22 protein-coding genes are annotated in these 25013 nt (G+C 51.3%); 7 read left to right on the top strand and 15 right to left on the bottom strand.

Annotation, left to right across the window (positions count from 1 at the left end; all coding sequences use genetic code 11):
• Nucleotide 1: 1 nt before the first annotated feature.
• Together NST44_RS06135 and NST44_RS06130 are read left to right on the top strand one after the other, a co-directional pair.
• The gene (locus tag NST44_RS06135; protein WP_210094083.1) at nt 2-610 is read left to right on the top strand and encodes a TetR/AcrR family transcriptional regulator; all 609 of its coding nucleotides are present in this window, start codon (nt 2-4) and stop codon (nt 608-610) included.
• Between the two features lie 17 nt (nt 611-627).
• A complete protein-coding gene (locus NST44_RS06130) occupies nt 628-1017 on the top strand; it encodes a DUF5367 family protein (protein WP_210094084.1) in 390 nt (129 codons plus the stop codon).
• 189 nt (nt 1018-1206) lie between these two features.
• On the opposite strand, the gene NST44_RS06125 is transcribed toward NST44_RS06130, so the two are convergent.
• From NST44_RS06125 to NST44_RS06105, 5 genes are all read right to left on the bottom strand, one after another.
• Nucleotides 1207-1740 (bottom strand): DinB family protein, encoded by a 534-nt coding sequence (locus NST44_RS06125; protein WP_210094085.1) that lies wholly within the window; start codon nt 1738-1740, stop codon nt 1207-1209.
• A 149-nt stretch (nt 1741-1889) separates the two neighbouring features.
• On the bottom strand, nt 1890-2351 hold the full coding sequence (locus NST44_RS06120) for a VOC family protein (protein ID WP_210094086.1): 462 nt from the start codon (nt 2349-2351) through the stop codon (nt 1890-1892).
• Between the two features lie 475 nt (nt 2352-2826).
• A complete protein-coding gene (locus tag NST44_RS06115) occupies nt 2827-3354 on the bottom strand; it encodes a class I SAM-dependent methyltransferase (RefSeq protein WP_210094087.1) in 528 nt (175 codons plus the stop codon).
• A 392-nt stretch (nt 3355-3746) separates the two neighbouring features.
• Nucleotides 3747-5219, bottom strand: coding sequence for a protein adenylyltransferase SelO (locus NST44_RS06110; RefSeq protein ID WP_210094088.1), 1473 nt, complete (start codon nt 5217-5219; stop codon nt 3747-3749).
• 387 nt (nt 5220-5606) lie between these two features.
• Entirely contained in the window at nt 5607-6506 is a 900-nt protein-coding gene (locus tag NST44_RS06105) for a 3-hydroxyacyl-CoA dehydrogenase (RefSeq protein WP_210094089.1), read from the bottom strand.
• 216 nt (nt 6507-6722) lie between these two features.
• On the opposite strand from NST44_RS06105, the gene NST44_RS06100 reads away from it, so the two are divergent.
• Genes NST44_RS06100 through NST44_RS06090 form a run of 3 tightly spaced genes read left to right on the top strand, consistent with a single transcriptional unit; the run spans nt 6723 to nt 9602 of the window.
• Entirely contained in the window at nt 6723-7859 is a 1137-nt protein-coding gene (locus tag NST44_RS06100; protein WP_007129059.1) for a DUF418 domain-containing protein, read from the top strand.
• Nucleotides 7860-7878: 19 nt separating this feature from the next.
• Nucleotides 7879-9000 (top strand): sensor histidine kinase, encoded by a 1122-nt coding sequence (locus tag NST44_RS06095; protein ID WP_213616827.1) that lies wholly within the window; start codon nt 7879-7881, stop codon nt 8998-9000.
• Nucleotides 8997-9602 (top strand): response regulator transcription factor, encoded by a 606-nt coding sequence (locus tag NST44_RS06090; RefSeq protein ID WP_007129061.1) that lies wholly within the window; start codon nt 8997-8999, stop codon nt 9600-9602. Before NST44_RS06095 ends, NST44_RS06090 begins: the two co-directional genes overlap by 4 nt.
• A 191-nt stretch (nt 9603-9793) precedes the next feature.
• Here the strand turns inward: NST44_RS06090 and NST44_RS06085 are convergent, their stop codons facing one another.
• The 5 genes from NST44_RS06085 to NST44_RS06065 all read right to left on the bottom strand — a co-directional run bounded on the left by NST44_RS06085 (nt 9794) and on the right by NST44_RS06065 (nt 16177).
• Nucleotides 9794-10372: a class D sortase gene (locus NST44_RS06085; RefSeq protein WP_423803594.1), complete on the bottom strand. Its 579-nt coding sequence runs from the start codon at nt 10370-10372 to the stop codon at nt 9794-9796.
• 59 nt (nt 10373-10431) lie between these two features.
• The gene (locus NST44_RS06080) at nt 10432-11688 is read right to left on the bottom strand and encodes a response regulator (RefSeq protein WP_244869284.1); all 1257 of its coding nucleotides are present in this window, start codon (nt 11686-11688) and stop codon (nt 10432-10434) included.
• Between the two features lie 419 nt (nt 11689-12107).
• Complete coding sequence (locus tag NST44_RS06075) at nt 12108-13025, bottom strand: SMI1/KNR4 family protein (RefSeq protein WP_213616825.1); 918 nt, start codon at nt 13023-13025, stop codon at nt 12108-12110.
• A gap of 317 nt (nt 13026-13342) precedes the next feature.
• On the bottom strand, nt 13343-13846 hold the full coding sequence (locus tag NST44_RS06070; RefSeq protein WP_007129065.1) for a DinB family protein: 504 nt from the start codon (nt 13844-13846) through the stop codon (nt 13343-13345).
• 270 nt (nt 13847-14116) lie between these two features.
• Nucleotides 14117-16177, bottom strand: coding sequence for a TerD family protein (locus tag NST44_RS06065; RefSeq protein ID WP_445670716.1), 2061 nt, complete (start codon nt 16175-16177; stop codon nt 14117-14119).
• 416 nt (nt 16178-16593) lie between these two features.
• Here NST44_RS06065 and NST44_RS06060 point away from each other — a divergent pair, with 416 nt between their 5' ends.
• Entirely contained in the window at nt 16594-17055 is a 462-nt protein-coding gene (locus NST44_RS06060) for a hypothetical protein (protein ID WP_340898335.1), read from the top strand.
• A gap of 153 nt (nt 17056-17208) precedes the next feature.
• Here NST44_RS06060 and NST44_RS06055 read toward each other — a convergent pair whose 3' ends face one another.
• The 5 genes from NST44_RS06055 to NST44_RS06035 form a co-directional block, all read right to left on the bottom strand.
• Nucleotides 17209-17868, bottom strand: a complete 660-nt coding sequence (locus NST44_RS06055; RefSeq protein WP_251537965.1) for a class D sortase — start codon at nt 17866-17868, stop codon at nt 17209-17211.
• 379 nt (nt 17869-18247) lie between these two features.
• On the bottom strand, nt 18248-21718 hold the full coding sequence (locus NST44_RS06050) for an S-layer homology domain-containing protein (protein ID WP_210094097.1): 3471 nt from the start codon (nt 21716-21718) through the stop codon (nt 18248-18250).
• Between the two features lie 575 nt (nt 21719-22293).
• A complete protein-coding gene (locus tag NST44_RS06045; protein WP_210094098.1) occupies nt 22294-22824 on the bottom strand; it encodes a DinB family protein in 531 nt (176 codons plus the stop codon).
• A 329-nt stretch (nt 22825-23153) separates the two neighbouring features.
• Nucleotides 23154-23669, bottom strand: a complete 516-nt coding sequence (locus NST44_RS06040; RefSeq protein ID WP_210094099.1) for a hypothetical protein — start codon at nt 23667-23669, stop codon at nt 23154-23156.
• A gap of 236 nt (nt 23670-23905) precedes the next feature.
• Nucleotides 23906-24397 (bottom strand): CarD family transcriptional regulator, encoded by a 492-nt coding sequence (locus NST44_RS06035; protein ID WP_007129072.1) that lies wholly within the window; start codon nt 24395-24397, stop codon nt 23906-23908.
• A 131-nt stretch (nt 24398-24528) separates the two neighbouring features.
• On the opposite strand from NST44_RS06035, the gene NST44_RS06030 reads away from it, so the two are divergent.
• A complete protein-coding gene (locus NST44_RS06030; RefSeq protein WP_210094100.1) occupies nt 24529-24969 on the top strand; it encodes a MarR family winged helix-turn-helix transcriptional regulator in 441 nt (146 codons plus the stop codon).
• Nucleotides 24970-25013: the final 44 nt, after the last annotated feature.

Genomic DNA, 25013 nt, shown 5'->3' with positions numbered 1-25013 from the left:
TATGTTGGCAAGACCTCAACGGATTACGAAAGAGGAATTGATCGCCTCAGCCCAGCAATGCATTCAAGAGAAGGGACTCGATAAGCTGACGTTGAAAGCCGTGGCCGAAGGAGCCGGTGTGACGCAGGGGACGGTTTACTACCATTTCAAAACCAAAGAGCAGCTCATGCTCGAAATCGTCCGCTCCATCTGTGATGCGTCCTGGCAAACGGCAGGGTCGGATCCGCAGGATGGCAGCAGACGTGATACGATGGTCCGCGTGCTGGAAGCCGCCCGTGACCGCTGCGCGGAGAAATCGTATCATACGCTGTTCTTCTCGCTGGTGGTACACAGCTTGCAGAACTATGCCCTCCGCGACCAGCTCAAGGGCATGGTCGAGCGTGAGAACACGCATGCTGCCGGCCTCCTTGCCCGGCTCTTCCCGGAAATGGAGATGTCCGGCCCCTCCCTGAAATACCGGGCCATGATGGTCAACGCCCTTATCGACGGCCTGGCGCTTCAGGCGCTTCTCGATCCGGAGTTTGAGGCGGAAGCGGTGTATGCGGAGCTGATCGGGGCAGCCTCCGCCTGGATAGAGAAATCCTCCGATTCATCCAACACTTCAAGTTAGAAAGGAGCTGCAAAGCCATGCGGTTTTGGATCAGCTTAGGATTCCTGCTGTGGTTGGCCGCTACATTCGTGTTCCGATTTTGGGGAGGTGCGCTGATCGATCCCGGCCAGCCCCTCATCTGGCTGTCCTTTATTGGGATCGTTCCCCTGATTCTGCTGACGCTTCGGGCGCTGTTTCGTGCCCGGGAGCTCTCTTCCTCAGAGCGCCCACGGGCTGCCATGCTGGTGGCGATCCCGGGGATGCTGCTGGACCTCTTCAGCGTAGCTTTTCATGACCTGGTGTTCCCCGGACTTCCACAAGCCCATCTGCACCTCTTCTTCGTTTGGCTGCTGTGGGCGTATTCGCTCATTCTTCTGGGAGGACTGCTCGGGCAGTTGAGCGGCAGCCCCAGTCGTGATCAGCCATGACGCCTGGATGTCGGGACACAGGGACGCCGTGACGGTCAGAATAAGGCAGAATAAAGGCAGAGGCAGACGCGGCCGGCCTTCATCGACCGAGCCATCACCCTCGGCTAGGCTGCCTCGCCTCCCTTCGCAAGCGAAAAAAACGGATGCCCATCCTCTCGAATGGCATCCGTATTGTCTTTTTCCGATCCGTTATTTTCCCGTCCGGTTCAAGATGCCCAAGTATTCCACCCAAGGGCCGACATCCATCCGGTACCGCTCCGCTAATACCCGGGCGATTTGGGCCAGATGCGTCAGATCATGCACCACCCAAGTCGAGAGCAATTCCCGTACCTTCACAACGCCGAAGGCCGGATGCACGCCCGTCAGCTCCAGCTGATGCTCCGATTGGACCAGCGTCTTCAGCTTCTCGATACTTTGCGCCCGAGCCTCCTTAAAGGTCTGCAGTCGTTCATCCGTCGACGCCGTCTTCCCTTCGGACAGATGGGCAAACCGGTCAAAAGGAGGGAACGGCTTGCCCTCCCCCTCCTCCAGCATAAACGCCAGCCTCGGCATCCAATTCGTTCGCTCCCCTTCAATAAGGTGATCGATCACTTCGGTAGCATTCCAGGTGCCTTCCCCTTCGTTGCTCGTCAGCCAGCCCTCCGGCAAGCCGGACAGCAACGCCGCAAGCGCTGCCGGCGTCCGTTCCAATAGCGCAATGGCTTCATTTAACTCGAAATTCATAAGAGCCTTCCCCCTATAAAGTTAAATCATGGTCATGATGTGGTTGACCGCCGTTATGTAACGCCGAGCACCGTTGCTGGAGCGAAATCTTGCGGCCGTCGCGGTTTTTTTTGATGCAGAACACATTCAGAGGTGTCTTCCACTGACCCCTAGCCCACCGGATGGAATAATGCTGCTCTCACCTTCTCGGCCTCTTCCGGGGTTCGATGTTGGTCCACGACTTCATTCACATCGAATTTATTCCCATCCGGGTCATAAAATACGAAATTGATTCCGCAGCTGTGACGGTCCTGAAGCTGATCCGTTACGACGCCATTTTCTTTCAATTTATGATACAGCACCTCGATCTGCCTGACTTCAAAGGTAAACCGAAACATTTCATATCCGTCCCTCGTTGGAAACTGATTATTGTGCGGGCCTTCGGTTTCCACCAAGTGCAGCCATTGCCCGTCGGAAAGCTTCAAAATCACTTGAGCTTCCGCTGGATTATAAGGTACGGCATACTCAAGCCCAAAGTTATTCTGCCACCATGCCGCCGACTTTAGCGGGTCACGGACCGGTACATAGATGGAACACACGGCTTTTAAAGCATTTCCTTGAACCTTCGACATTTACAGTTCATTCCTCTCACTGGGTTTATTCTCTTATTCTCTTTCATGATAAGAAACGCTTTCCGGAGCCAAAACCAAACACCTTTCCAAAAAAATAGCTCGGCATATTTCTGATTACATTCGTCTGCCGCCTCCCGATTTCCTGCAAAAATACGGCTCACGCCAGCCAGAATTCCGAAGCGGGGGCTCAGCCCGCCCGGCCAGCCAGCCGCTTATCCCTCCCCGCCGCCACCCGCTTTTACATGAGCAGCCCGCATAAGCCGTCAACGCAAAAAGGCGGAAGGCATCAAGGCCAACCGCCGGAGAAAAGAAATCGATCGAATGATCATCCATCATCTCATCTGCCCAACATCCGTCCTACTAACGGAACGTCACTCTTCAATCCGTTTAGAAGAGGGGGACGTGCCTCCTTCCCGTGCCAAGAAGCGTTGGAAATAAGACGCAGAGCCGCCAAGCGACCTGTACGCCCCGGCGGCTATATTTCCTGCCAGGATAGCTGCTGCCGTCGTTTGCGGCAAATCGTCAGCCCCGGCGAAATTGGAATCGTCACCATCTCATAAGCATCGGTCTTTTTGGATAACTCATCGATCGCTTGATAAGCGGTCCCGCATAGCGTCGGGTCCATCATTTCAGCGCTCCCCGGATGCGAATCATGAAGCAGGATCAGGCCGTGCGGCGACACATAAGGGAAAAAATCATAGAAATCCTGCAGCACGGCTTCTCTGGAGTGATCGGCGTCAATGAACAGCATGTCAATCTGCATCGGGCGAGCCGCCAGCTCCTGGGCAAAGGCCTGTGTCGTTCCATGGAAGAACCGCGTCTTGGGGGTCATCTGCATATGCTGACCGGCCTCACCGTTCAGATCAACGCCGATCAGGGTTTCCGCAAACGGAATGACCCGGTTGAACAGCGCGCATTGGTACAGCCCCAGCTCCACGTATACTTTGGGCCGGACGATGCTTGTCAGAAAGAGGATGAAGTCCTCATGCCAATTGATTCTCACTGGTTCATCGCCTCCTTCGCTTGTACTCATTCCTTTATTTTATTTTGAGCATATGCGATGTGTGCCATGATACGAGACCAAGTGAGAATGCTGCCTGAATGATGCACCGGGACCGCTGAGATGACCGAGCGCGGCAGCTTTACTAGGATAAGCATGGCTCATGATCAGCGGTGCAGTTTCCCGCTCCCCGAAAGCCGATGGAGGTTTCCGGCGCGCCTGATCGTCACCAAACAAAGAACCAACGTCAATAAACCCTGCACCAGATGGCGCAGGGTTGTGCTGTGCTGTATGATAGGCTCGGATTACTCTGATCCCTTCTGTTCCCGCTTCGTGCGCATAAGGAGAACCGTGTGCGATGAACAAACCAAGCCCATGCCTCTATCGGGGCTGCATCAGGTTCCGCAAAAGGTCCTGTAGGGACGGCCTGACTGCGGAGGCAGCGTGCAATATTCGTCCTGCTCGGGGACATAAGCGTACGGATTCGCCAAGGCCGCAACCAGACGCTTCAGCACACTGTAGTCACCGGACTCCACGGCAGCCTCCAGCGCCTCCTCCACCCGGTGGTTGCGCGGGATGATCGCCGGATTGCTGCTGCGCATCCGCTGCTTCGACTCCTCCTCGGACGCTTCCTGCCGGTCTAATCTGCCGCGCCACAGCTCCAGCCATTGTGCGAAATCGGCGCTGCCGTGCAGACCCGTCTCCTCAGGCCGGCCCAGCGTCAAAGCACGGAAGGTGTTCGTGTAGTCCGCTCCGTGTCGCTGCATGAGGTGGAGAAGGCTCTTCACGAGCTCTTCATCCTCTTCCTCCTCGTTCACGATCCCGAGCTTCGACCTCATGCCTTCGAGCCAGTGGCGATGGTACAGCTCGGCAAAATCGCCCAGCGTTTCCTCGGCTGTCGCGATTGCCTGCTTCTCGTCCTCCTGCAGAAGCGGCAGCAGCGTCTCGGCGAAACGCGCCAGATTCCAAGCGGCGATCTGCGGCTGATTCCCGTAAGCATACCGACCCTGCACATCAATGGAGCTGAACACCGTATTCAGATGATACGCGTCCATGAAGGCGCACGGCCCGTAGTCGATCGTCTCCCCGCTAAGCGCCATATTGTCGGTGTTCATCACGCCGTGGATGAACCCGACCAGCTGCCACTTGGCAATCAGGGAAGCCTGTCGCCGAATGACCGCCTTCAGAAGCGCCAGATAGCGGTTCTCCTCCTGCTCCGCCTCGGGGTAATGCCTTTGAATCGTATAATCGGCAAGCGCCTGCAGCTCCCCGGCTCTCCCCCAATTCGCGGCATACTGGAAGGTGCCGACGCGCAGATGACTCGCCGCGACCCGGGTAAGAATGGCACCAGGCAGTTCGGTTTCGCGGAAAATTTCCTCCCCGGTTGTCACTACCGCCAGACTGCGGGTAGTCGGAATGCCGAGCCCGTGCATCGCCTCGCTGATGATGTATTCGCGCAGCATCGGGCCAAGTGCAGCTCGGCCGTCGCCGCCGCGAGAGTATGGGGTTCTGCCTGAACCCTTAAGTTGAATGTCCATCCGCTTTCCCTCGGGCGTGATTTGCTCGCCCAGCAGAATCGCGCGGCCGTCGCCCAGCATCGTGAAATGCCCGAACTGATGCCCCGCATAAGCTTGGGCGAGGGGCTCGGCCCCCTCGGGGACTCGGTTGCCGCCGAATACGTCCGCTGCGCCTTCGGCCTGCAGCGACTCGGCATCAAGCCCAAGCGCTGCGGCTAGCGGCTCGTTGAAGATGACGATCTCGGGAGCGCGCACAGGCGTTGGGTCAAGCCGGGTAAACATCGTTTCCGGCAGGCGGGCGTAGCTGTTGTCAAAGTTCCAGCCTGCAGCTGGCGTTGATTCATTGGTCATCGGAAGTCTCCTTTTTCATTTTCATTATACGTTTCTCGGATTATGCTCTTCGTTTATGCTCGCAACAATGAGTTCCATGATTGCTGTACATCTTCTATGTATCATCCATTTCGACTTCAGCCTTTTATAGATTGTACCGGCTCTCCTGTATTATTCCTTGCCGACGGCTTAAGGGATCAACCCAGCCATTACCCTTTAGTTTACGCTATTCCGCCTGCTTCGCCAAACATGGCATACCTGCTCCCCGGTAATCGGTTAGCGCCAAATTGCGGGCCTTGCCTTGTTCGCGGCCGAATGCGGAAAGAGCAGCCCGAATGCAGCACGCGCGCATAAGACGCGTGCAGGACTGCTCCTTCGGCAGGCCATCTTCAGGGAACGTCCGCTTAATCAGCTCTTTAGGAAATCCGGATCCGCAAAGCTCGGATTCGGATACTTGTAGAAGCCCTCTCCGGTCGCCCGTCCAAGCTTTCCTTTGTCGATATACTCCGTCTTCAGCAGGTTCGCCACCCGAACGAACTCTCCATCCCCGGTCGCATCCGCCTTCGCTTGTCCGATATTGTAGGCTGTGGTGATGCCGACGACATCCAAGATCGCGAACGGACCAAGCGGTGCGCCCGTTGCCACCATCCAGGTTTTGTCGATCGTCTCGACGTCGGCCACTTCCCGGACTAACAGACGCTGGGCCGCCTCAAGCAGAGGCACCAAGAGGGAATTCAAAATATACCCCGGCTGCTCCTTATGGAGCGGCAGCGCCACCATCCCGATTGCCTTAGCAAAGTCAATGACATCTTGAAACACCTGCATGTCCGTTCTTGAATGCTTCATGACTTCAGCCGTATTGTTCTTCCAGATTTCATTGGCAAAATGCAGCGCCAGGAACCGCTCCGGCCGTCCGGTCGAATCGGCAAACTGGCTTGGCAGCAGCGTCGAGGAGTTTGTGGCAAACACCGTTTTGGCAGGAGCGGCCTGTCCCAGCTTGGCGTAAAATTCGGTTTTGATGGACACCACCTCAGGGACCGCTTCAATGACCAGATCCGCCTCGGCCACGGCCTGTGCTAAATCGCTGTGAAAGGAGATTCGGTCAAAGGCTTGATCGGTTTCCTCCTGGGTCGCCCCCAAATCCTGCCGGTAATGCGGCTTCAGCTCCGCAATCCGCTCCTTCGCACGTTCGAGCGCCTGATCGTTAATGTCGTATACCGATACCTGAAAGCCTTTGAATGCGGTCTGGTAGGCAATCTGACTTCCCAATACGCCGCTTCCGGCAACCGTAATGTGTTTGAAATTCATGATGATGTCTCCTTTATCGCTTAGTTAACCCTTTTTCCGTATACAATCCCCCAATTATTACAATACATACCCCCAATCTCTCGGGATGACCCCAGCCTTCCCTAACTTTATGACAGGTGTCATAAGGATCTCTTTACAGGTGTGAATGTTGCGGCAGACCGGCCGAATCTACAATAAAGCTGTAAGAGAGAACGATAAGGAGAGAGGGAAAGAACCATGGAACAACGAAAGGAACGCATTCGTCTGCTGGATATTTTGCGGGGATTCGCCATCCTCGGAACACTCGGGACGAATATTTGGCTCTTCGCGCATGCGGGAGACCTCAATTATATGACAACCTTTGAATATTCCGGCTGGTGGGGAATTGATGATCTTCTTCGCATGATCGTGTTATTCCTTGTGAACGGGAAGCTGCTCGGACTATTGACGATCATGTTCGGCGTCGGGCTCGAAATGAAGTATCGGCAGGCCAAACGGAAGGGAAAGCCATGGCCGGGCGTTTATCTGTGGGCTGTGCTGTTTTTGTTCCTGGAGGGGCTGCTGCATTTTATACTGGTTATGGAATATGACATTTTAATGAGCTATGGGATTACGGCCATCATCGCGGCGTTTATCGTAAAAGGCGGCGACCGGCTCATCGCCCGTTCGATGACGGTCATCGGCAGTGTCTGCGCGGTTGTACTGCTCGGCCTAATGGGATTGATGCTGGCGGTTAGCGGACAGGTATCGATGGGCAGCTTTGACAGTATCGTTGCTCTATATCAAGAAGGTACGTGGATGGAGCAGGTGCGGTACCGGCTGGATAACTTCCTTCCGCTTCGGATCGAAGCCATATTAACGATTCCATCGAACATATTCCTGTTTCTGCTGGGGGTTCGTTTCATGCGTGCAGGGGTGTTTTCCCCGGATGAGAAGGGCCAAAGGATACGAAAGAACCTATTTAAACTCGGCTTGTTTATCGGATTGCCGCTTAACCTGCTCATTTTCATCCCTGGCGGGGCATTCGATCTGCCGGTGCGCTATTTATTTGCTCCGCTGATGTCCATCCTCTATATAGCAATCATTGCGAGAATGATACAATATACGAAGTGGGAATGGCTGTGGCGCCTCCTGGAGAACGCCGGGAAAATGTCTCTGAGCTGCTATGTGCTCCAAAACATCATCGCCTCCTTCCTCTTCTACGGCTGGGGCTTGGGGCTCGCCGGCAAGCTGAATTCTGCAGCCATCATCGCCATCTGGCTGATGATTTGCATCGTCCTGCTGTGCATTTCATCCCTATGGCTTCGAGGCTTTAAGCTAGGACCTATGGAAACCGTCCGCAAACAAGCGATAGGACTCTTTGAATCGAGATAGCCGGAATTGGGGGCTTGATATGTTTCATAAGTTGTACCCGAGAGACCAAATCAAAAATTATCTGCTGATCGACCTCGTACTGACGGTGTTTTTATTCTACCGGGTGTTAAGCTCGGATACGGAACCGGGACTGTGGGGCAGCCTTCTGCTGCTCCTGCTGTTCCTGGTTTCGTTTTATATTGCATTGTGGCGCCGCAGCGGCTGGCTTCTGGCAGCCGTGTTATCAGGCCAGGGTACGCTTACCGTGCTCGGGATCTTTATTGGGCCGGGTATCCTGCTATTCGGCATCCTCTTTGCCGACTTGCTCGGCAAGTCCAGGTCCAAAGGGCAGATCGCTATCGGCAGTGCTGCTATTGCCCTTTCGTATCTGCTCGTATTCGTCATCCGCCAGGAGCCGCTGCTGAAGACGGAGAATGCCATTTACCTGCCGGTTATGATCATTCAAACGTTATACCCGGCCATTATCTATATTCGGGAGAAAGCAAAAAGCCTGCAGGGCGAGCTGGAGGAAGCCAACCAGCAGATCGCCATGTATATCCAGCAGGAGGAGCGTCAGCGGATCGCGAGAGATCTTCATGATACGCTCGGACAGACCCTGATGATGATCAAGATGAAGACCGAGCTGGCGACGAGATGGGTGGATAAGGATCCTGCCCAGGCCAAACGGGAGCTTGGCGAGATTCTGGACAGCTCCAGGACGGCCCTTAAGCAAGTGAGAGAGCTGGTATCGGAGATGAAATTTATCTCCTTGGCCTGCGAGTTAGAGCATTCCGTTAAACTGCTGGGTACGGCAGGGATTGAGCTGAGGATCGAGAAGCCGGAGAAGTCCCCGCTGTTATCCAGCGTGGAGGAAACGATGCTTGCGCTCTGCGTACGTGAAGCTATGACCAACATCATCAAGCATAGCCGCGCCAAGCGATGCACCATCCGGATCGAGGCCAAGGACGAAGCCTACGAGATCCACATTGCGGATGACGGCACCGGGATCAAGGAGCCGGACGGCGGAAACGGCATCCCTTCGATGAAGGAGCGGATGAAGATGCTGGGAGGCTCATTTAGCATTGCCGCTTCCCCAACCGGGGGAACCGCCTTGTCTTTAATACTCCCGTTACGCCAGCATAAAAAGGAGGACCCCTCATGATCCGAATCGTGATTGCAGAAGATCAGAAAATGCTTCGCGGCGCATTCGCCTCATTGCTCCAGTTCGAGGACGACATCGAGGTGGTGGCGGAGGTGCCGGACGGAGAACAGGCATGGGAAGCCATCTCGCTGCATCAGCCGGATGTTTGCGTGCTCGACATCGAGATGCCTCATCTTAGCGGACTCGAAATAGCCGAGAGGATTCGCCATGCCGGCCTGCCTTGCAAAATCATGATCGTTACAACCTTCGCGCGCCCCGGTTATTTGCAAAGAGCGATGGATGCGCAGGTGGAGGGATATTTGCTAAAAGACGAGCCGATCGATTACTTGATCGAGGCCATCCGCCGGGTCATGAAGGGCGAGCGGGTCGTCAGCACCGACCTGGCGGCAGCGCTCTTCATGAAGGAGGAGAACCCGCTCAGTGAACGGGAGATCGAAATGCTTCGCCTGACCAAGGAAGGGATGACGACCGAGGACATCAGCAAGGCTCTGTTCCTGACGCGAGGAACGGTTCGCAATTACCTCTCTTCGGCCATTCAGAAGCTGGACGCCGAGTCCCGGCAGCAGGCGGTCGCGATCGCGGAGGATAAGGGCTGGCTGTAGGCGTTAAGCCGTAAAAGCGTGATATGGTGACTTTAGCAGTATTGTGGCCTGAAGTATTTAGTTTCTCCGATATATATCTCATGTAGACACGAAAAAAACAGCCTGCCGCTTGCCGGCAGGCTGTTCCATCAAATCGTTATAAGAATCTGACCTATCATAAATCAATGAGATCCATATTACCGCGGGAAATCTTATGAGATGATCTTCCCCTTAATAATGAGCCGATGCGTCGGATTGACCATCGGGTGGCAGGTCACGAGCGTAACCTCCTTATTCTTCCCGTCGCTTTCCAGCACCCAGACTTCCTCCGGCTTAACGATCAGCTTTTCGGTTACCTCATATTTAAATACTCGGGTACCCGTATCCACTTCGATGGCATCGCCCACGGCCAGCTCATCCAATCGGTTAAAGTTCCTTCCATAGGTTCGGTTGCGATGGCCGGCAACGGCAAAATTACCGATCTCCCCGGGTCTTCCCGTATGCTCGATGCTGGCCAATGTCGTCCTCAGATTCTCCTTCGTCGCCCCATGCAATACAGGCAGCTTGAGATCGATCTTGGGGATGGCAAGCATCACTTCGAGCTCCCCTTCAGATTTGATGGAGGCATGATCGGATGTACCCGCTCCACCGGCTGCTTCATTGGATTCCTGGTTCCCTGACGCCTGACGATCATCCACAACGCTGATCTGTTGAAGACTATCCTGCCATTCGCGGGCCAGCTGCTCCTGTTCCGCCTGCTGAACCCTTTCCGTCAGCTTCGGATAGAATATTAGGATTATTCCTGCAATGATGAATAGAACAGGCAATGCCCGTTTGATCATGGTCTCACTCACGCCCCTTGCTCATCAGCGACCTCAATGGTCTGCTCCCACTCTTTGTACCATTGAACGATGTTGTCCGAAAGGGGAACCTCATATTCCCCGAGCAGCACTTCCTTCATTCGCTGAAACATCTTTTTGACTTCAGAGTGATGATGCAGCGAAGCATAGATATACATCAATCCGACATAGCCGTCCTCCAAATACGGCAGCCGCTCGATCACCTGCTGGTGGATTCTTACGGCTTCCGCATACTGGCCGATCTCGACATGGCATGCTGCGACGGATTGGACATGCTCGAGCCATAGCAGCCGAAGCCGTTCCTGCTCCGGCTCCGCCCACACATACCGGTGGTCCGCCAGGAAATCCCCTTCGTACACATCCATGATCGACTGGTGGGTGGAAAGCGTGTCCGGCATTACCTCCGGCGCTTTACTCAACCTGTCTTCCCATTTCTCCACGTCCAGCTTACCCGCAAGCTCCAGCCGATAGCTCTCGTCATGATAATGAATTCGGGCATCCAGCCCGCACATTCTGATCATTTTCCGAATCTGATAAATGGCCGTATGGAGCTGCGTCACGGCTTTGTGCGGGTCGTGGACAGGCCACAGCAGATCCATGAGCGTCTGCTTGCTCACCGTCTTCCCCCGGTAGTAAATAAGGTAGGCGAACAGCTCCGGGGCCTTTAACGTTTTCCATGGAAAATGCTTAGGCTCCCCGTTCTCCCTATAGTGCAGGGATTGCAAGCAGCAGAGGGTTATTGGCTCTTGTTCATCTTCGGTACGGCTGACAACTGCTGCCGGCTTTGTTAGCGAACCTTTCACGATTCGGTCGATCGTAACGGAAAGCCTTGAAGGAAGCACCGGCTTCAGCAGATAATCCAGCGCGTTAACCTCAAATGCCTTGATCGCATAATCATCATAGGCGGTCACAAACACGATCTGAAGCTGAGGCCGAACCTCCCATAAACGCTCCGCCAATTCAAAGCCGGTCATCTCCGGCATCTCGATATCCAGAAATACGACATCAGGCTCCTCTGATTGGGCTGCATCTAATGCTTCGTATGGATTTTGATATTCGCCAACCCACTGGAAATCGGCGGCAGCTTCTTCTTGTAACAGCAGTCTCTTTAAATACTGTGTAGCCAGTATTTCATCATCGACGAACATGACCTTCAAGGTCCTCTTCTCCCCCTTCTGCAGGCTCGCCATCCCCCTTGAACCGGGTTCCTTATAGATGAAGTGATGTTCCTGGTTTTTTGCAGTCATGAATGACTTCTCGTGGTCCATCTCACGCAAAACCAGCGAACAGCTCCCCCAATCGTCCAACACCATTTCTTCTATATATTGGCATGTTGCGTTGAATATTTTCTGAATGCTTATTCTAAGTCTTTATACTCATCTTATCACAATAGAATGTTACTTTTGATATTCGATTACAATTTTTACTTGTCGCAGTTGGAATTATTTGTGGTGAGGCTCCCGGTGTAATGCCGACTAATGGAGCATTGTAAAAAAGCTGCTCAGGAGTAAGAGCTCACGCTCCTCTCTGAACAGCTTTTTATCGTATGGTTGTTTTCTTTTCCTGTAACCGGTGTGCCGCAACTGAATTCCAGCAGCATGGCTCTTCTACTGGCTTGGTTTCGGGCGAAGCTTCTTTATCAACGGTGGATGTTCAAAAAAGGCGTTTACGCTTGCACCAATCCCTGAACAAAAGCTTGGAAGTTCGGCGCAAGCCGGGTAATCTTGTCTGGATGTCTCTGGTCAACATGAACGACCTCGGGCTCTCCGTCATTGCCGGCTGCCCGGTAGTCCAGCATGACCGCTTCCGATTCGGAAGGACACAAGCATAGAACGACACCGATCTCCGGGTAGCCTCGATTCTCGATCATATACCGGCTGCCGGCTTCTCCGCAGAGCGAGTGCTTCTTCTCTCGGCCGATGCCCAGCATGCCCGTAATCTCGATGCGGCCATCGGCTGCCTCCCCCGATTGTATAGGGAAAAACCTTCTGCGGGGAATCCCGCCATTATGTACTTTCATCATCTGAATATAGGCTGTCGGCAGTTTAAAAACCAGCTCTTCCTGGATGGATTCAACCAAATCGTCCGTCGGCGGCGCCATGGTATACGAATCGGCAGCTTCCGCGCCATCATCCCAAAAATCCGTAACATCCATGTCGGCAGAGATAAACGCCTGCTCTGTTGGAGCTTCAACTGCTGACACAGCGGCATTAGCGGCATTATGCTCCTGCTCCTCCGTTTTACTCCGGATCCACTCTAGGAACTCCAGCGTATCCTCATCCCCCGGCTCCAGCCCGTCTGCGGCTTCGAAAGCCTCGCGCGCATTGTCATATTGCTCCAGGTAATAATAGGCCAGTCCGATGCGGTAATGCCAGAGCGGGTCCTCTTGCCCTTCTTCCGCAACCGATAAGAACTGCTCAACCGCCTCCTCGTAGCGCTCCAGATTATTCAGCGCTCTGCCCAAATGGCTTGTCAGGACGTAATCCCGTTCTTCTTCCGGAATTTCCGTGATCGCATCTACGATCGCTTCGAATTCATCCTCTTCATGCCATTCCTCGAGCTGTTCCAAGAGTTCTTCCCTCATTGGCCTTGCCCCCTCTCATACTTTAGTAGAATTATACCATTTCCGGCACGGCAGGCTCCACATCATGTATCGTTATCGTTAGTAAGGCTGGACCTGCAAAGGTGCTGTACGAATGCTTCCCGTTGGAGTGGTGCGCAGGGTGGGGTGGGTCAATAACTGCGGGTTAGGCGCCAATACCGCAAAAGGCCGCAATCCCTGTGAGGATTCGCGGCCAGAAAACGGTGAACATCGGACAAACCAATCATCCATGCTGATAAGCTTGACGTGTGATTCGTTTTAAATTTAGCGCCTGAGCTTTCGGTCATGTCATGATTTTTTTACTGCGGCGGCTGTTCCACCCCGAAATGGATCCAGTCTTCTTTAGGAGGCCCGTATACGCCAAAAGGCTTTAATCCCGCTTGACGCATTAGAATCGTAACCTGTCCCCGGTGGTGGACAATGTGTTTGATGAGTCCCATTAAGATGGACGCATTCGATTCATCTCTTCCGAAGGCATTCTGCACCGCTTGCAGCGAGGCATCCGTCCACTGCTCCTCAATGGCGCGAGCCGCCCGGTCGCTGATCTCCGCAAAGGTATCGGCAATTTCCTTCGCGGAAGCAGGGACTTCCTCCGCATTCGGGATCTGTTCGATGGTAATTCCGAACTCTGACAAATATTCCGGGATATTCGTGGTGAAGTGCCAGGCGATTCTCCCCAACGTTCGTCCTTCCCCGTACACCTTCTGCTGCAGCGAGGCATCCGTCAAACCGTTCAATACCTGCTGAGTTAATGCAGCCTCCCTCTTCCACTCCGCAACAAAATCCGAAATTGTTACATACATAAGCGCAGTCCTCCTTATTTTTTAACAATCATATGTTATTTGGCTCGCCCATCCGCTCTGTTCCAGGGTCCTCCCCTAGCTGAAGTTCCGGTTCTCATTTACATGGTTATTGGACCGGCTGCCTTATCTTTATCCTAACCGTTAATAGTGACAAGGTTTGTCATTATTATGTGGCGAATTTAGCGATGATCCTAATTCATCCTGATTTCAATATGTGTTCGTGAAGAAAAAAGAGCACCGTCAATAGGTGCCCTCATCAAGCATATGCGATTAAACCAGGTATTCCGCCATAATCTGCTCGATATCAAACGGCGTGGTTCCATGATCCACCGAAAATACCGTTTCGGCCTGATCTTTCTGTTCGACGCACTCGCCCCGTGCCTTCGCATGGAGCATAAACAGATCGTACAGGTCCGGTTTCCGAAGCGCCGTCATGGCTTTCCCCATCAGAACCATTCCCTTCTGGTTCCCTTCGACATTGTTATAGTAATGCGGATGCCGCGTCAGGGACAGATCGGTCCAAATGACCGTGCGCTCCATCAGATCAAGGATAACGGGAATCGCAATCTGCGTGTCGGCGGTGACATCGATTTTGTTGACCACCGTGGCAGGCTCGAAGATTTCCCCGGAGCCGGGTTTTTTACGCATCATCCAGCCCGTGAAGCACTCCGGCAGCTCGCAATACGGCTGACTCGTATAAGAATGAAGGGTTGCCACGATGTAGCGCCCGCCGTACTGGACGATGGAAGGGATATGGAGATCAATGAATTCGCATGCGCCCTGCGGGGCGGATACGATGTCTCCGCTGTGCACGGCACGGTACTTGGACGACCGCAGATTCGTATACGAAATATGCTCCACATACTGCCAGTTCCCGTCATACATCACTGCGGACAGGTCGATATCCACGCGGCCGGTCGGTTGGCCGTCGACCATTCCCTCTTTCCACCAGCTGAAGAACCGTATGGTATCCCCATCCCCCATCGGGATGCGGCTTCCGCGTACGAGCGTACGCAAAGCTTTACTGGCCGATCGCTGTGAGAACGGGACGTGGTAGTGCTGCAAGCGTTGGTCGATATAGGTCTTCCCAAGCGGCGGCAGCTCGGAGAACCGCTGGATTAATACCTGGTCACATAGGTTCACGATGTCCTCGCAAGCCCCAGAATCCACCTTCGGAAGATTATTCGGAACCGCAAACGCCTTAGCCACATTGCCTTTCGGGAAGAAGATGCGAAGGTCGCTCGGCTCATGGCGGCGGGCAAAATGAGACTTCACCTGCAATAACACCGGCGTCGACACTTGATCCGCGACTTCTCCGAATGCAAGCACGACATACTCTGTATGCTCGGTCGAGCGCAGCAGCTGATCCAGCCGTCTCGCGAATTCGCCGGGACGCTTCATCAAGAGATCGATGAGGGACCAGACTTGATCATAACGGAAGGCGAGCTCTACGCTGCCGTTGAAGGTCGTAAAGGGCTTGTTATTGCGCAAGATATCGAAGGCTTCTTCCGCACGCGGAAAACGCGACTTGTATTCGGAAGGGTGTAGAATCTCGCCAAGGCGAATCCAGCGGTCTTTAAATCTCAGCATATCCTCCGTTATCGGGTGGCATCGCTCCAGCAATCCGAGCAGCAGCCGTCTTTCCGGGCGCTTGAATTTACGGAAGCGCACAGGCGCGGCAAGGCTGACATCGCCCCCCGACCAAGCCGCTGCCAGACGCAAGACATCCGTCGCCGTCTTGAAGTAGCGCTCGATCAGGTTGATGTTTGCCTTGTCATGCTTCAGCAAGGAGCTTGCGACGAAGGCGGCGTTTTCCTTGAACGGAATTTCGGAAGGAAGCAGCTCTTCCAGCTCCTCCGGCTCGGCATTCGCGATCGCGGTATCGATGTCCTGCCGGTCCGTGTCCGAAATGGACGTCTTGGCTTGAATTAGTTGCTGGATCATCATATGGAACTCGGCTTGGCTTCCAAGCTCGATGACGGTCAGCTGGGTTTTATCCAGCAAAGTAGGTCTTACCACACCAGGATGATCGGGAGCCTCCAGCGTAAGATAATGGTAGACCGCATTCAGATACAGCGCTGCATCGTCTTCCTCCATCACTTGCTGCGGGAATCCGGGATACATCGGCTGATACTCCACATGTGCACCGACCATAACGCTAAGGTCAGCGACTAGCTGGGCATAGAATTCGGAAAACTGCTCCATGGATAATGTACGAATGACGTGCATCAATGGGTGGGAGAACGTAAATCCAAGAAACTCGATATTTTTCAGGGCAGTGGCCAGAACCGCTTCCGAAAGCCAGCCCTCCCCTTGCCCTCGCTCCACCATAAGTTTATTCGCTCTTCGTAAATAGATGGTATTATTTATCATCAGGATTCCAGGAAAGCCTTGCCCTAAATACGTGAAAGGTAGTTTAGAAGGAAGGTACAAGATAGCCTGGATGCCTCCTCTCTTAATCAACATCCCTCAGGGAAGCTGCGACCCTAATTCGCTCAATTTGAAATAGAAGGAAGGATCGCAATAGCCTGAAGGTGTGTTCGGTTCCAGGCCATGTGGCCGTGAACCTTGGATGCACCTATCATCACACACGTCGCTTCCTGCGAACAGGGCGGAAGTATTACGACTTATGGAAACGTGCGGAAATCGGGCCATTCCGATGAATTTCCTTGTGCCGTCCTGCAATTTTGCATTATTCTTGATGAGATTAAGTCGACTTGATATGTTGAATTGCAGGAGGAGCAGACATGAGCGAGAAGCTGACCGTGCTTGAATGGCACAAGCAACAAGCGGTAACGAATTTTAATGCCGCATGGGATTTGATTGAAAAAGCGGACAGGTCCTGGGAAGACGATCTTCAGATGATCCACATGGCCCATGCTTCCCGCTATCACTGGGGCGAGATCGGCACCCCCCTTCAATTCTCAAGAGGCGAATGGCAAATCTCGCGGGTATATGCCGTGCTCGACATGTTCGAGAGCGCTTTATTCCACGGGAAAAACTCGCTTAAACTGTGCTTAGAGAATCATATCGGTGATTTCGATTTGGCGTTTGCTTATGAAGCCATTGCGAGGGCTTACATGATTGATCAGAATATAAATTCCATGATGGAATACCTCCAACTCGCCAAGGAAGCAGCCATTCATATTGGCGATCCCAAGGAGAGAGATTATCTTCTATCCGAATTGCAAACCATCTCGCTGGATTAGTACGGCCCTTCCCCTATTTCATTACCATCTATGTTGATCACTTGAAAAAGCGCCGACTGCAAAAAAGCGGGATAACATAAAAATCTCACAATCCTTGATTGGATTGTGAGACATCTTCGCCATTTGCATTAATTTTTTGGTTAACATGAAAAACTAGGTGGTCTGCTCATCTCCAACCGGATATGCATAGAAGATAAAACGATCCGGCGCATTGCCTAAATAGCGGAACGGATAACAGGTGGAAACGACCAGCACCTCGGATCCCATCGATCGAATAACCGATGTATCGTCCTTGTCTACAATATCCGTGCTTCGGATCTCGTATTCAAATGTCCCATACGGCAGCTTTACGATGAATCGATCCCCAACCGCCAGCTTGTCGAAGTTCCGGAACACCGTGTCCCGATGGCCTGACAGCAGAATCTGTTCATCGTCTAGTGGAAATGCGGTAGAGCTATAATGCCCGACTCCTCTTTCAAGCATCTCCTCATCCGTGCCCTCGATAATCGGAAGCTCGGCTTCCAGCTTTGGAACTTCCAGCATCCCGATCACATCGTTCGGACTTGGATCAAACTGGGATCTCTCGGCCATAGGATCACGCTGCGAGGCTGGATCAACACCCTTATCATCCAAATGATCTATGGTTTGCGGCTGAGAAATCAGCGTATTCGCTTCCGCCATGGCTTCCTTCAGGCTTGCTTGATGTTCGAAATATTGTATTGCAGCGAATGTTACAAACCCGACGCCTGCAAGCATCAACAACGCACCTACGATTCTTCGCATGGCTTCCCCTTTCATTCTGTTCAAATTCATCAGTCGGTGACTGCCGGAGCAACAATGGAATCTAATGTTTTTCCAATTGAATATCTATATTTTTACAACCATATCTTACTTCTTCTCCTACTTAAAATCCAGCCGATTGACCGCACTTCTTCTCTTAATAAGCCAAAAGTAATAAATTTCCTTTGAGTGATCCAACCCTCTAATCTATTTATCTTGTGTACTTAAGCGAAGGTTTCTTTTCGCATTCCAACAGCCCCTAACCCCCTGTAATACACGTATGACAATACATGTCGTTTCATAGGGGATTTCTCATGTTATTTTTCAGCCCGCTATACCGATTCATATTTGTATATTAATGAAAAACAACCATTGACGACGTTCATGTCATCAATGGTTGTTTGGGTCGCTTCTACTTATCGATCAGGTTCGTCACTTTCAGCATTCTTGCAATCAGTGCGGTGACTTCGGCGCGCGTCATTTGCGCTTTCGGACTAAGAAGTTCCGAACCGTTCCCGCGAATGATGCCTGCGGAGATCAATTGTGCTACATCGGCTTTAGCCCATTTCGCTACGTTATCTCCATCTTTATATTGAGCCAGAACAGAAGTATCCTGTTCTACTGCATTCTGAGAGAGAATCAGGCGATGAGCCCGGGCTACCATGGCGAACCCTTCCTCTCTCGTAATTTGCCGGCCGCCGACGAAGTTGCCATCGTCATAACCGCGGACAATATCGAATTCATCGGCGATCGCAATCGCATTACGATACCAGATTGTTGCCGGAACATCCGGGAAGCTCATCTGTGGAGCCTCAGGACGCATCAAGCCTAAACCGAGAACCACCATCTCTGCAAACTCGGAGCGCGTAACGCTGCGGTCCGGCGAGAATGTGTTATTCCCGTTGCCCTTCAAATCCAGTCTTGCCGCGATATTGTTCACATCCGCTTTGCCCCAGTGTGTTCTCACATCATCGAAATCCTGCGGATTCCAGATGACCGAATAGGTTCCGCTGCTGCGGAGATCGTTAATCTGAGCAAAATAACGGTTATTGATCTTCGTTACGACAGTTGGCAGATGGTACACACTGCCGTCAGGGTTGACTACAACCCCTGTTGTGATCCGGTTAGGGTCGATGCCCTCCGGAAGAGCGATATATTTCGCCGCATATCCGCTCAGCTGACCGGATCTCACGTTCTTTCCTTCGTGAGCAAACATCAGGTCGAGATCGATTGGATCGACCAGCAGCTCATAGCCTGCCGATGTCGCCTTGCTCTTGGCAGATGCGGTCACGGCTTCCGAAGCACGCTTAATGTCGATACGGACTGCAATATCACCAAGCGCGGCATTTCCAAGCTGCCCAGCTACGGAAGACAGATTCATTTTACCGGCTGGAACCGGATAGATGGCGAGCGGGTTGCTGATTTCCAAGCTTGCGCCCTTATCGCCGAGCCGCTTCAGATTATCCGCAGTCAAGCCGCCAACTGTCAGGTCACCTTCATTCGGCGAGTGAATAGCCAGCTTCGGATCTGTGCTCTTGGATATTGCATCAACCAGCTTGCCCTGATCTACCTTCACTGAGGTTACGGTACGGCCATCCGTAACTGTCGTGGTACCGGTGGCAAATGGATTGTCATTGCCGTCCACTCGGACATCCAGATTGCTCTTTGGAGTTTCCGGCTGAGGTGTTGGAGTTGTTCCCGGCGTGCTTCCGCCTCCTCCGTTTCCGCCTCCATTGTTGTTATCTCCTCCGCCACTGAACGCTCGATATACGGTTAGTTTATAAATCGTCTCTCTACCGTTTACGGTTACCTTGACTTCAATGGTGTTGCTGCCTTCTTTTAAAAGCAAATGATCGCTTGCCTTACCGTCAGCTGCATCCATCCAGGTACCGCCATTGAGTGAAATCTCAATCTTGGCATTCGGATCCAGGCCAGCCAGCTCGTCCAGCGTTGGTGTTAGATAGACGCTGTACGTTGCAGCGAAAACGGATGCGGTGTATTCACGAGTATTTTCAGCAAACTCAGGTGACAGACCAATCGGTGTACCATCATTGCTATTGTTCAATTCCAAACCAATGAGATGGGAATTTCCGGATACATCCACCACGATCGTCTTGGATTCGTTGGACACTTTGCCGTCTTTTATTGCCGTTACATCGACCGTATATTTACCATCCGCCAGGTCAGCTGATGGGATGAAACTCCAGTTGCCACTACTGTCCACTTCGACTTCTCGAGTCTCAATGACATTTCCGTTCTCATCCTTCAGATCTACGGTTACTTTGGCATCCGGGTCTGCGCTGCCCTTGACTTCCGGCTTAGCCACGGATACCAGCTCACCGGTTGGTTCAGTGATCGCAAGCTGTGGCTTGGTCGTGTCCACCGTCACATTTTTGACAGCGGTATTGGACTCGCCGTTCTTCGTGGCTGTCACTTCAACCACGTAGTCCCCATCCGGCAGATCTTGGTCAGGCTCAAAGCTCCAAGTCCCGTCAGCATTCACATTGACTTTTGGAGTGCCAATCACTTTCCCGTCTTTATCTTTAATCACGGCCGTGACATCCGCACCAGGAGCAGACTCACCTTTAAACTCAGGCTTGGCTACGTATGCGTGGCTGCCAGCCGGCTGCGTGATTTTAATCCGGGTCTTCAGTTGATCTTCCGCTGCCTTTAGGGCCTCAAGCGCTTTATTTACTTGCTCTTGCGTTTTGTTTCTGTTTTCAAGCACTGCTTTGGCTTGTTCCAGTGCCTGCTGATACGCTGGCCACTCGTCTTCCATGTAGTCTTCTTCTTTCAATTGGCTGAGTTGCTCAACCGCCTTCTTCAGTTCGGTAATGTTAACAAAAGCTACGGATTTCTCGGCGATAACCTCGTAATTGGTGTCAGTTGACATACCACCGAATTCAATGACGTATCCTGTAACGTTGTTATCATTCGGATAATCATTCCACTTCCCTGCTTGTTGACCAGATGAAAAAATATGAGCTACATATTCCTTATTGCTGTAATCATTAGGCTCCTGAGCGTCCCAGTTGGTATACGCTCCGTCTACTGGCTTCCCAGAGGTTTGATAATAGCCTTCATAGAATTTCAAGCCATTACCGCTATCCTTTTCACCTTCTGGGCCGGTTACCCAACGCCAGTCACCAGTTTTCCTAGGTCCACCATCTTTACGTTCGATATCCTGTGCGCCAATCCAGCCCAAGCCTAGAGTCTTTTCTTTTACGAACTCATTCTCCTTGGCGTCTGTAATCGTGACCAGGTACCCTTGCCGTCCAAAATAAGTCATACCCTCAGCTTCTTGCTTCGCTTTATCCCAAGTAATTGAGCTGCCCTTATTTACATATTTGTAAAAGTGACCGTTACCTTCATAAGGAAGGGCATCGCCTAAGGTAAATTTAATAGTTCTCACTGATTTATCGCTGGACGTCGTCGAGAACTTAACACTGGATAATGTTTGCGTATAAGCTTCTGCTGAAGCCTTTCCCGTAAACATTAGAACGCCGTTATCGGGGGTATTTCTTTTTGCTGTAATTCCCGCAGCCAAGGTATATGATAATGTATCTCCGGTCTGGAAATTTTCAATCATTACCGTTGCAGCATCCAAGTTAGCCGTATCGGGAGAGTTAAGAATCAGAACCTCCGGATCAATAACTACCCCGGTCGGAGTTCCCCCGTCAACAACATCATAGCTGGTCGTACCCCCGGATGTGGTAATTAAGGCTTGTTCTGTATCAGCCGCGTAGACTGAAGCTTTAGCAGCTCCTACCGGAAAACCACCAATAGTAAGAACGCAAGCCAGGAACAATGCTGCATGCTTTTTCTTACGAGGCTTGTTGCTAGATTTAAACACGTTTTTCTTTCCTCCTATCTTTTTCATCATATTTGTAAGCCTCGTGTCTTCCCTTTCCAACAGCCGCTTCGCTTAAGTAATTATGCAGAATAGTTAAAATACCCCTCACATAATCTCTATCCTTTTAAATCTAGGCTACATACTCTGTTAGATTCCTAAATACGAAATTTGTTGGACCGAGGATCTTATTCAAAGTCACTGTCGAATTATAGGAATACACGCCACTACATTATATAGAGGCAGTCTGAATAAAATCTGAACAGCCTTAAAGAATTTATCTATGAGAATTGATATATCGGTGCACGTGAACAAAAGAAAACAACCATCGAAGACGTTCATGTCATCAATGGTTGTTTGCGTTGCTTCATTATTTATCAATCAGGTCATTCACTTTCAGCATTCTTACCAACAGTGCGGTTGCCTCGGCACGCGTCATTGCTTAACTTCCAGCCATAATAGGTTACTTTGAGGATGTACGCAATTCCAGCCTATTCTCCCACATATCGATGAAAGATCGGCCAGACGTACCGCATCCTGGCCCCCCTTTCCGCTTCGCATAAAAGGTTACATCTGCAGATGCCCAATTTTTTAAACTTGATGTCCCTTTATTTTGAAGGCGAATGCTCTGCATACCATTTTCTTAGCAGATTAATATGCGCCTGATGATAGCGGTTATGGTCAGCCATATGCCATAATCCCCAGCGAATCGTTGCTTGCTTTTCATTCTCATGACCAAAGGTGACCACCCGATCTAAATCAGCATCCTGCAATTGGGTACAGATGTCTTTCAGCATGCTTAACACCTCTTCATACTCCGATATCAGCATGTTGAGCGACTTGCCTTGGATCATCGGCAGCCGGTTGTTCACATCGATCATGGGACCGTATTGTTTTTGTAACGAATGAGGGAGCGGCTCCCCTTTCATCCGGTACACCCAATTCAAATCAACATACAGGATATGTCTCATTAATTGAGCAGTGCTGTTAAAGCTGCCATCGGGTCCCTTGTAATCGACTTCTTCCTGCGACATGCCCTTCGTAATCAACTGAAGTCGCTGGCTGTTTTCTTTCACCGCGGAATATAACATCCCAACGATCGGGGACATATTTGCCTCGCCTTGCAAATCTTTAAGCATCAGGCTCTTCCTCCTGCAATAATGGCTTCCCGGCCAATTATTTCTTTATTTCTGTAAGGGTTGCATCCCACATTAATACATTTATATTCGGATTTTGGTCTTCATTCATTATCGAGATGGCAAGCTCCTGTGCTCCTTGAATGTCCATTTCGGAATAAGCAGGATCCTCTCGTTCATTTCCATCTGCGATATATATATTTTTTCTATCTTAGTAGGGGAACAGGGAGGTGTCAATTCCAGACTAATTAGATGTGAGCGCGGCCTGATTCCGTTTGGTTGATCCCTTACGGACAACAGAAGGCCATCGACGAATCGACGGCCTCACGATCTTACGCTTGTATGCTCGATGCTTTGCTTGCCTGTCTTGAGTGCAGAACCTTCATCGCGTATCTTGCGATAGGCTGTGCGATCAACACTTCAATCCAGAACGCAATGCCGAAGTTTCGTGGCCAGGTATGGAGGAAGTTTTTAAACGGATCCAAACTGATGTGTTTGGTACCTACCATGGGGCCAATAATGGAGAGAAGAAGTGATAATACCGTTACGTTGAGCACAATATTTAATAATACTCTTGCATTGACCCCATCAGTCTGCCCCAAGAATTTAGGCATCATCTTGCCAACAATCGGGCCAGCGATCAGCTTCACGCATAACACGACGATGACCCACATGATAGGAATCACTTTTAGACTATCCAGATAAACCTCTTTGCTGAACCCGCGCTCCAATCCAATAATGATCGGCGCGATCGTGTTGACCGAAATAATCGATACGATCAATAAAAATAATATCCCCTCTTTGCCGTTCCTAGGCAGTCTTGTCTCCACGTCCTTCTGGTTTGCCATCTCCTATCATCAACCCTTCATCTAATGTGTCACCGTGTTATTTTAGCGATTTAGGGAGGCTCTTCATAAGTGAACATTCTGTGAATAATTATCCGAATAGAATAGAGAATGAACGTCCGAAACAAAAAAATCACCAACCGATAACGGATTGGTGATTTTTATTGTAATAATGAAGTCTGGATCGCATACATACAGTCTCTCTGCCCTCGCCTTGCTGAATTTCGGTCAGCCAGCGCTTACGCCAGCATGCCGTTTACCTTGCCCAATACCGATTCATAGGATGTATCCAAAGCAATTGCCATTTCCTGAAACAAAATATTTTGAGCCGAAGCTAACATCACTTGATCTTGTTGGTTCAGCTTTTTGTTGTTGCTTTCGGCCTTCTGCTTGTGACGCATTAAGGTGTTGATAATGTTAGCGATCTCCTCCCGGTCGCCTGATCTAATTAATTTGGAGTAGGTCTGGAAACGCTCCGTATTTTTTTCAATCCATCCCGTGCCCGGCGATTTAAAGGATTGCATGACCTTCTCGGCTTCCTCCCGATCGATCAGTTCGACCATGAGCAGACTGTCGTTGTCTACTGGCGTGCTAATCTTTAATTTCACGTTGCTTACCGGATGCAGCTCATAATAGCGTCTGGTTGTGCCCAAGACTTCTTTCTCGCTGATCCCATCAATTTGGCATATGCCATGAACTGAATAGATAACCAAATGACCCGTTTCAAACATGCTGTTGTCCTCCTCACGTTGTCAACTTGGTTGACTATGTACCTCTATTATACACTATCGTCAACTTAGTTGACGAAGAATCGTGAACTTTTGTATATTGGTGGAGGAATTGCTGAAAGGAATGATGACCAATGCATGTAGAAGTGAAGACCGTGGATCTGATCGACCTGATAAGCGAACGTCATGTCCTTCTCCGCACCTTAAACGACCGCTTGTGGCATAAAAGCCATGACCTTCATATATCGAACTCCGAATGGTTTATTATGGCGAGAATCTATAAGAAACAAACGACGATATCCCATGTCGCCAAACAAGTGGATATCTCCCGTCAGGCTACCCATAAATTCATTAAAAATCTGGAAGCCAAAGGACTGGTCGAGGTCAGCAGAGCGCAGCATAACAATAAAGACAAGTGCATCCGTCTCACGCAGTTCGGCGAGGAGTGCTTTGAGCACAACGAAGCGATCAAGGCAAAGCTTGAGGCCAAAATCATCGCCTCGATCGGAGAAGAGCAAGCGGATCAGCTTAAGCGGCTTTTAACGATGGATTGGGGTTTGGGGACGAGTGTTTAACCTTACCTAGCCCTTGGCTGAAGATCATCCGGTTAACCATAATA

Origin of the sequence: Paenibacillus sp. FSL W8-0919 (assembly GCF_038003785.1) — a bacterium.
Classification (GTDB): Bacteria; Bacillota; Bacilli; order Paenibacillales; family Paenibacillaceae; genus Paenibacillus_AQ; species Paenibacillus_AQ lactis.
The sequence above is the reverse complement of the archived record's forward strand: the minus strand, read 5'-3'. Positions and strand labels throughout refer to the sequence as shown.

Bases quoted from the DNA above. Each gene is read 5' to 3' on its own strand.
- NST44_RS06135 (WP_210094083.1), top strand. From the start codon at position 2: ATGTTGGCAAGACCTCAACGGATTACGAAAGAGGAATTGATCGCCTCA.
- NST44_RS06130 (WP_210094084.1), top strand. From the start codon at position 628: ATGCGGTTTTGGATCAGCTTAGGATTCCTGCTGTGGTTGGCCGCTACA.
- NST44_RS06125 (WP_210094085.1), bottom strand. From the start codon at position 1,740: ATGAATTTCGAGTTAAATGAAGCCATTGCGCTATTGGAACGGACGCCG.
- NST44_RS06120 (WP_210094086.1), bottom strand. From the start codon at position 2,351: ATGTCGAAGGTTCAAGGAAATGCTTTAAAAGCCGTGTGTTCCATCTAT.
- NST44_RS06110 (WP_210094088.1), bottom strand. From the start codon at position 5,219: ATGACCAATGAATCAACGCCAGCTGCAGGCTGGAACTTTGACAACAGC.
- NST44_RS06105 (WP_210094089.1), bottom strand. From the start codon at position 6,506: ATGAATTTCAAACACATTACGGTTGCCGGAAGCGGCGTATTGGGAAGT.
- NST44_RS06100 (WP_007129059.1), top strand. From the start codon at position 6,723: ATGGAACAACGAAAGGAACGCATTCGTCTGCTGGATATTTTGCGGGGA.
- NST44_RS06095 (WP_213616827.1), top strand. From the start codon at position 7,879: ATGTTTCATAAGTTGTACCCGAGAGACCAAATCAAAAATTATCTGCTG.
- NST44_RS06090 (WP_007129061.1), top strand. From the start codon at position 8,997: ATGATCCGAATCGTGATTGCAGAAGATCAGAAAATGCTTCGCGGCGCA.
- NST44_RS06080 (WP_244869284.1), bottom strand. From the start codon at position 11,688: ATGACTGCAAAAAACCAGGAACATCACTTCATCTATAAGGAACCCGGT.
- NST44_RS06075 (WP_213616825.1), bottom strand. From the start codon at position 13,025: ATGAGGGAAGAACTCTTGGAACAGCTCGAGGAATGGCATGAAGAGGAT.
- NST44_RS06070 (WP_007129065.1), bottom strand. From the start codon at position 13,846: ATGTATGTAACAATTTCGGATTTTGTTGCGGAGTGGAAGAGGGAGGCT.
- NST44_RS06065 (WP_445670716.1), bottom strand. From the start codon at position 16,177: ATGGTGGAGCGAGGGCAAGGGGAGGGCTGGCTTTCGGAAGCGGTTCTG.
- NST44_RS06060 (WP_340898335.1), top strand. From the start codon at position 16,594: ATGAGCGAGAAGCTGACCGTGCTTGAATGGCACAAGCAACAAGCGGTA.
- NST44_RS06055 (WP_251537965.1), bottom strand. From the start codon at position 17,868: ATGAATTTGAACAGAATGAAAGGGGAAGCCATGCGAAGAATCGTAGGT.
- NST44_RS06050 (WP_210094097.1), bottom strand. From the start codon at position 21,718: ATGATGAAAAAGATAGGAGGAAAGAAAAACGTGTTTAAATCTAGCAAC.
- NST44_RS06045 (WP_210094098.1), bottom strand. From the start codon at position 22,824: ATGCTTAAAGATTTGCAAGGCGAGGCAAATATGTCCCCGATCGTTGGG.
- NST44_RS06040 (WP_210094099.1), bottom strand. From the start codon at position 23,669: ATGGCAAACCAGAAGGACGTGGAGACAAGACTGCCTAGGAACGGCAAA.
- NST44_RS06035 (WP_007129072.1), bottom strand. From the start codon at position 24,397: ATGTTTGAAACGGGTCATTTGGTTATCTATTCAGTTCATGGCATATGC.
- NST44_RS06030 (WP_210094100.1), top strand. From the start codon at position 24,529: ATGCATGTAGAAGTGAAGACCGTGGATCTGATCGACCTGATAAGCGAA.